4 protein-coding genes and 1 riboswitch are annotated in these 7965 nt (G+C 43.6%); all 4 genes read right to left on the bottom strand.

Going from position 1 to position 7965, the window contains the following annotated elements; translation table 11 throughout:
- Positions 1 to 867: 867 nt before the first annotated feature.
- Entirely contained in the window at positions 868 to 4242 is a 3375-nt protein-coding gene (locus BLP63_RS12925; RefSeq protein ID WP_092592239.1) for an ExeM/NucH family extracellular endonuclease, read from the bottom strand.
- Positions 4243 to 4272: 30 nt separating this feature from the next.
- Positions 4273 to 4358, bottom strand: a riboswitch (cyclic di-GMP riboswitch).
- A 444-nt stretch (positions 4359 to 4802) separates the two neighbouring features.
- On the bottom strand, positions 4803 to 5405 hold the full coding sequence (locus tag BLP63_RS12930; protein ID WP_092592241.1) for an MjaI family restriction endonuclease: 603 nt from the start codon (positions 5403 to 5405) through the stop codon (positions 4803 to 4805).
- 2 nt (positions 5406 to 5407) lie between these two features.
- Entirely contained in the window at positions 5408 to 5998 is a 591-nt protein-coding gene (locus BLP63_RS12935) for an MjaI family restriction endonuclease (protein WP_092592243.1), read from the bottom strand.
- 169 nt (positions 5999 to 6167) lie between these two features.
- Positions 6168 to 7196 carry a DUF4352 domain-containing protein gene (locus tag BLP63_RS12940; protein WP_092592245.1) on the bottom strand — a complete coding sequence of 343 codons (1029 nt, stop codon included), beginning with the start codon at positions 7194 to 7196 and terminating at the stop codon, positions 6168 to 6170.
- Between the last annotated feature and the right edge of the window lie 769 nt (positions 7197 to 7965).

The following is a 7965-nucleotide window of genomic DNA, read 5'->3' on the forward strand; positions in this document are numbered from 1 at the left end:
AATACACGTCATTGACACAGTAGTGTTGCCTTTCACTCCATGAATAATATTTTAATCGAGTAGGAAGTCATCCATTTTTCGGGTGATCATCCTCTCACACCATCGTATGTACCGTTCGGTATGCGGCGGTTCAACCACTTGTGTACATTAAGCATAATTGCTCGTACTGGGCCGGGAAGTTATAATACCCGGCCGGTGCGAGCTTTTTCTATGTAATGGGCAATTAAGCCCTGGTTTATCCAATTGAGGACTCGAGGATGATCCAGGTTCTAAACCAGCAGTTTATGCTGCTTCCCTACAGCATAGAGAACAGAATGGAGATTAAGGTAGGTATCTCAACCCTCTATGAGGCCATTGATCAGCTGCGGTGATTCTTACTCTGACTCGAGTTAGAATGAAAGTGACAGTGATGCCCAAATTATGGTCTACCGCTGCCCGAATTGCATTTCGATGATGCACATGGCGCGAATCGATGATGCTTTTAGCGCGAAATAATCATTTCTATTTGAAGGACAGGCCAGAGAAAAGACTTTTCTGCCGATGATCACCCAACTTCAATTAATTTTGTGTGTTAAAATTTGGAAGTTGCAGGCTTTTTATAACCTTTATCGGGTCGAACGATAATGGGTTGTTTTAGATGGTGGTTTTGGAATTGGAGAAATGCCAGATGGATGAAATCTTGACAAGAGAAAAGCGAAAGACATGGAAAAGCGCCCCCGGATATAGCTCCGGAGGCGCTTGGTGACAGCTTACGGAAAATTGTAAATCAATTTCACCAATTTCTTTTCCTGTATCTGGTACGGGCGTTCAATACAATGTACATACATGATATATCGGGTCGCGCAATAAAATTTCCGGACAGGCCAACTAATCTCCCAACTGAAGCGGAACTGCCACCGTTGCCGACTGGGTGGTCGAGTTGCCACAGTCATCGGTCACTTCATAAGTGATGGTATAGATCCGGCCCGTACCGGTATCCGAACGCTCAGCGCGCAACTGAAAATGATAGTCATCCACGATAACGATATCATTTATAGTGTTGCCGTCGTCTGGACCTTCAGCATCATCCGGCTCATTAGAGGTGACTGAGAGCAGTGTAATAACTGGATTGGCATCGAAATTGTCATATGCCGTCACTATTGCTTCAATATCAACGTACTTATGGTTCGGAGGCCAAAGAACATCAGGGGAAATCGTAATCGCGTCAAAGGAAGGTGCGATCTCCTCGCAGACCGACAAGCCGACAATAACCGGATCATGATCTGACGAACGATAGGCATCCGGCGCGTAGATCAAGTCCTGAGCATCCTGCTTGTATGTGGTGTCGTAGTCGATCAGGTCGGGTTCATCCGCATTGATGTGCCAGTAGGTCATGCCCGTAATCTCGTCAACCAGTCCCGCACTGGCCAGGGCGTAATCAAGATATCCAGTCTGTCCATCGAAAACATAAGAGTAGGCATCCTCACCCAGCAGCTCGTAAGCCATATCTGTATAGTCATCGCCGGTTCCAAGAATATCATCAGCGCCCATGAGGATCGCATCAATAGGATCTTCCTTATCGTAGGCGTTCAGGTCGCCTATAATGAGGAAGTCAGCGTCACCACTCCCGGTAGGATCAGTGGCAAGCCAGTCTACCAGGGCCTGGGCGGCGGCGGTGCGGGTCAGATTGCAATTGCCGGCGCCATCCCCAGTATCCGGATCATCTGGGCATGCCGAGCCCTTCGACTTGAGGTGGTTAACCGCCACCGTAAAAATCCCGCCGGTGGCGTCATCCATAAAGGTCTGGGCCAGGGTTGGCCGGTTCAAGGTATCAATGAAGCGGGAATCCACATTTGAATCGAGGATTGCATAATCCCCCACCGGACTGACCGCATCTGGTTTGTAGATCATGGCTACCCGGATTTCATCCATGCCAATCTCGCCAGTGGCGATGTAATTATAGGTGCCATCACCCAAAACAGCGTTGAGCCCGCTCACCAGATCAGCAGTGGCCTCGTCATTCGGACTATTCTCGATCTCTATCAAGCCAACTACGTCCGCATCAATGGCTGCCAGCGCAGCGATGCTCTTATCCCTTTGGCGCTCGAATTCCTGCGCATTATCTGCGCCACGCTCGCCAAATGTAATAAAGTAATTCAAGACATTGAAGGAAGCCACTTTCACATTGCCTCCTGTATCATCAGGTTGATCCTGGCGAGGATTGGCTGCGGTATAGTCCGCCCCCTGGGTAGGCTGAATGCGATAGAGCCCAAAGTCATAATCCATGATGCCGGTCACATTCTCAATCGTATCGCCGCCTCGGAACAGGTTGTCCAGGTCAAAAATTTCGCCATTGGGATGAATGGCAGGATCCGGATTCTGAGAATCACGCCCGTCATCCAGGGTGATCTGATCCAGCAGATACTCCGCCGTGGCCTGGCTCACCTCTACTGAGCCCGGTTCAAATTCAGCCGTTGGGGTGAGATGCCGCTCAGAGGTCAACACAATTTCACCGTAGCGGTCGAAGTTGAAATATTCAGCGATAACCAGCTCCTGTGGGAATGTGATCAGCATGCCTTCGAAGGATTCAAAGTCAGAAACGGCTGTCACCGGCAAAGAGAGGGATGTGGTCGTTGGAAGAGCATTGCCGCTGCTAACCACCGTAACGTCGGTCAAGGAAGTGAGTTCTGTCATTCCATAGTATTCAGAGACGACGCCTTCCACACTTACCAGATCGCCGACCTTTACATCCACTGCCGGAGAGCTTCCATCATGTATTAAGATGCCTTCAGAGGTGAGGGGATCCGCATCTGCATGTTCATCCTCTTCCTGAACATAGAAGCCATCTAAATCACCGTGGGTGCCATTGATGCCATGTTGAAAGTCACCCACCACAATACCTTCAATAGTGACAGTTTGTCCAACCATAGGACTTGCAGCCCCACTGCCTTGGACATCATGGATGAAGGCGTTTACCGGCATAGGCTCTGTTACCACTTCATTCGGGCTGCCCGGGGTATTTACGGCTTCCCCAAGTGCCGCACTTCCCGCGTATCCTGGTATTCCGAACAGGTCAAAATCATTTCTGACCCAGTCGGTGGCCTGATCTGTGTCAAATCCGTCAGGAATGCGAGAGGCGCCGCCCGGAGCATAAATGGACAGACCGTCATAATTTGGATATAAGACTGTCTCTGAGTAGGTTATATCATCTGTACCACCGTCATTTACGGCTACACTGTCAAGTATGGTTTCCCATGGGGTACTGTCCAGGACACCATCGTTATCTGTATCCAAGTCCTGAGTGAGGGATCCCGCAAAATCCTCTACCAACAATAAGGTGAGGGTTCCATTTTCCAGCGCATTGGAAGCCAGATCAGCGAGCCACAAACCCTCTGAATTGGTGATCCCAACCGGCACGACTTCATCGATCACTCCGGCTCCGGTAGTATCGCCCTCAATCTCCAGAATAGTCAGATTGCCATAATTCGTATCAGGCACGCCAAATAGTTCTATGTACTCAACGTCGGTGCCGGTAGTACTGCAACTGAATTCGTTGATCACTGGAGCTATCGGCTGGATTACAGTTTGATTAAGGCTTCCTGGGGTGTTTACGGCCTCACCCAGTACCGGACTTCCTGTGTATCCTGGTATGCCGAACAAGTCGAAATCATTTCTGATCCAGTCGGTGGCCAAATCAGTGTCATTTCCGTCAGGAATGCGGGAAGCGCCGCCCGGTGCAAAGGCCAGGCCGTCATAAGATACATTTAAGACTGACTCTGAGTAGGTTATATCACCTGCACCTCCATCATTTACGGCCACACTGTCAAGTACAGTTGTCCAAGGCAAAGGGGTAATGTCAATGATACCGTCGTTATTGTCATCCAAGTCCTGACCAAGGGCTCCCGTAAAATCCTCGACCAGCAATAAGGTAATGGTTCCATTTTCCAGCGCGTTGGCGGGCAGATTACCAAGCCACAAGCCCTGAGAGTCGGTGCTCCCAACCGGCAGGACTTCATCGATCACTCCGGCTCCGGTAGTATCGCCCTCAATCTCCAGAATAGTAAGATTGCCATAATTCGTATCAGGCACGCCAAACAGTTCTATGTACTCAACGTCGGTACCGGTAGTACTGCAGCTGAATTCGTTGATCACTGGGGTTAACGCTATCGGTTCAGCTACAGTTACCCCCCCGAATGCCAGCATCAGCATTATGGCTATAGCCAGCACTCTGTGTAGTTGCGAGGTCTTTTTCATTTTAAGCATTTAGATCTCTCCCTTTCAAAAACAAAAACCGACCCAAAAGGCCGGTTACGCTTTTTGCTCCGCTGTAGACATGAGCGTCCAAATAAATCTACAGCTTCATCGCGTCCTCAAAAGTATTATGTTACCTTTAATAATTACCACATAATACTGAACTTAAACTGTCTAATAGCGTCGATTAGAAAAGTTTTAGAAATCTATTGAATACACACAAAAGTAACCCACCCCGTAAACCAAATCACTGCGATCTAATCTACAAGGTGGGTTTCATTATCTCTTGCCCAATATTCAGGTCGCTTCCCCGAATAATACTGCGGTCCTTTTCTGTACTATTCTTCTTATTAAACGTAAGCGTCAACTGCAGCACACATATTTGTTAAAATTTCTTCGACTTTACTTGGTACAGGTTGAACTCGTTTTTTCAAAAGTGTCCTTTGAAAGCCTTGATATATCAGGATTCTTGTACGAACAATTTCTGAAAGTTCACTGGGGTTACCTGGTACGAGCGATCCGGGCAAACGGTACAGGCGGTCGTAATAGATATACTATAAGTTCCTTGTAATTTAGTATAGCTGTTTCTTTATTTCGTTAATAACTTCTGGGTTGGAAAATTCAATTATATCGTTCCCAGAAGTAGATTTATACTTTAAAACAAATGCTGTGGCATTTTGTTGTTGGCAAAACGCTCTCATCTTGCCTTTGATATCGACAATATATTGATAATGCCCGAAATAAAAAGTTTCAGGTTTAAGTTGAATTCCAACAAGGTTATTATTCTGACCTATGGCAAAAAAATCGATAAAATAATCGGTATCCCATTCTTTTGGAGCTTCTTGAATTAGTGGTGAAACAACTTCTCTCAGAATCTTTAAAGCTTGATTCTCTTTATTATATCCTTGAAAAGTTCTACGGAACATAACGTCATAGATGTATTGCTTACAGTCAAATACACTCACCCTATAATTTTCAGGAATGGACTGGTGCATTTCTCGCACTATGGTATCAAGATAAGCTTCGTCGTGAACATTTGTGAAATACCAAATTTTCCATTCATCTTCTGTCAGAGGACTTAAGTCGCGTATCATTTTCATCATATATCCTATTCGAACGGGTTTGTTGAACCCACCGATGTTGTAATAGTTGTTTAATATTCTTTCATTCACCATAATTAATCTTCCACTTCGATTTTTATGCTGGTTTTTTTCTTTGTATAATAAATCATTTTTACATCAATAACCTCTGATAAACGGCCCATTGTTTTGTATGTATCTGGTTTTATTGAATATGGAACATCCCCGACAAAACCGTCGATACCAACAGACTCTTCAGCAGGCGATGCCAATCTATATGTCAGACCTTTTTTATCAGCAAGTGAACCAAGTATTGCCTTCTGTAAATATAGACCGTTGAAAGTTTTAGATATTACCAGATCTTCGACCCATTTCTCAACCATTTTACGGTCGATAAGTGGAATAGCATTTCTAAGATTCTGTACTTGTCCATAAATTTTATCTGTAGCTTTTTCAAAGGAATCTGGATAACGTTCAACGTACCATTTTCTCCATTCTTCAATGTTAATCTCCTCGCTGGAATTCATGAATTCTGGGAAAAGATCAGACATCTGACCTACAACAACAGCACGGGTTCCTTGCGCATTTTGATTTGCCCAGTTTATTAACTGGGAAGTATATTTTGGGAATGAAGAAGGATTGCTTTCGTTATATGCTTGAATACTTTCGTTTTTCAAACTATAATTCATTTTTATTCCTCCATGAACATTTTGTAAGTTTCAACTCCAAGGGCATCTGAATTTTTTTATCCATTTTCTAATGAGATGTTGCGTTGAAATCTCTCAAGATCACTGATCTATGTCCTTTGAATTTCTTCAACTTCACTTTGGGTCCCAGTTATGGACGTCTTCAAACCATTTACTTCAGAACAATCTTATAAGCTTCATTAGTGTCTGCCTTACCGGCAGCTATAACGTAGCTTGTTGCGTCTTCTGGAACTTCATAGACTAAAACACCATTCTCTTTAATGCTTGGCGCTAATTCTCTATATACCATGGAGTCATCGAGAATCCACGTATCATCCGAAACCTCAAAGTTTCGCTCCTCCTGATCAATAAGTATAAATAACGGATCAAACGTGATGTTTTCTTTGGTGATATTCGTCACTTCAACCTCTAAAACGACGTATTTAGCACCTTCTTGTGCTTCAGCTTCACTGTATGTACTCTTAATCGCCTTTGTTTCGTTGACAGATTTGACCTTAAATAAAATAGTCGCAAATTCTACCTCATCACCAACATTCTTCTCATACCATATCAGCTCTTCCTCTTGCGTATCTTCAGCAGCAGCTTCACCAGCAAAACTATCCTCAAAAGAATTTGCTACCTCCATCAGGTCACCAGTTATCGCATTTTGCAATTCGTCATTTAAGTCAATTTTCCAGGCGCCATCAACTTTTTTCAACTGAATATCAACAGTATTCGTTACTTTTTTATCTTTATTGCTTTCAAGTGAGGCAAGCATCATCTCTGTCATCTTCTGTTCCATTTCTTCATCACTCAATACATTTGAAAACGCATTTGCAAATGCGAAAGAAAATGCCTCCTTAATGAATTCCCCCATTACATTTTTCATATCAATATTTGTAATCTCTGCTTTGACTGTAGCGCTTTCTTTCTCCTCTGAGGATTCAATAATGGCATAGCTCATTCCTGTAAAAATCTGCTTCACAAATTCTTCCTGTTCAGTGATGCTTTCCATCTCTTCTGACTCCTCAGAAGTGTTGACGAGCTCGTCATAATCGACATATTTTGAAATCTCTTCTACATTCATTGTCTTAACCGCTTCAAGAAAGCTTTGGGTCGCACTCTCGGCTGTCACACCGCCACATCCCACAAGTGATGCTATTAGAACTACGATCAAAACAATTCCGGTTAACTTTTTCACACAATCTCCTCCTACATTTTTCTTTAAAGTAATATCATTCCATTTCAACTATATGTTCCTATACCCTTTATCTTTGTTTGAATAGCACATAATTAATTGAATATTATCACCACTCAAATAGCGTCTTCACTTTGAACGAATCAATAAAACCGCAAATCTCAAACAATGGTTATTTTAAAACTTCACAACAAGTACATCACTAATTCGGGCTATAGCAGCATCGATTCGCATTAGTTTTTCGTCCCGTTTGAATAAATATCATCCAGGAGACGAGTTACCTCATCTCGTCCCTATCGATATCCACGTTGAAATTACCTTGAACGAAACCTACATACTTTGTTTCCAGCTTTATGTCAGCACTTGACGTATTCATACTATCAACACTCCTTTTCTTCATTCGGGAGATCCTACCTAATCAATTGCATTATCCCGTGATTCCATTAAACAGCTTCACAATTCATGAGCAAAGACTCAGCCGATGGTTTCCCATCTCCAACTATAGTGTGTAAAAAATTTGCAATTTGTGTCATTTATAAAACCCATTATCAGCTTAAGATAATGGGTTAATTAAATTTTGGATCAACTTCCGCAGCATCATTCCGAGTCCCAACAATGAGTGATCCCAAGTATTATCTCAGTATTCATACTAAACATGAAAATGACCATCGGCACTTTGATATGCTCCCTTTGTAGTAGACAGTTGAAATAATAAAACTGTCGCTGCAAGGGGAGTTTTTCTATGAAAAGAAAATCAAAGGTCAGTTATGAG

The organism is Acidaminobacter hydrogenoformans DSM 2784 (assembly GCF_900103005.1).
Taxonomy (GTDB): domain Bacteria; phylum Bacillota; class Clostridia; order Peptostreptococcales; family Acidaminobacteraceae; genus Acidaminobacter; species Acidaminobacter hydrogenoformans.

Bases quoted from the DNA above. Each gene is read 5' to 3' on its own strand.
- BLP63_RS12930 (WP_092592241.1), bottom strand. From the start codon at position 5,405: ATGGTGAATGAAAGAATATTAAACAACTATTACAACATCGGTGGGTTC.
- BLP63_RS12935 (WP_092592243.1), bottom strand. From the start codon at position 5,998: ATGAATTATAGTTTGAAAAACGAAAGTATTCAAGCATATAACGAAAGC.
- BLP63_RS12925 (WP_092592239.1), bottom strand. From the start codon at position 4,242: ATGCTTAAAATGAAAAAGACCTCGCAACTACACAGAGTGCTGGCTATA.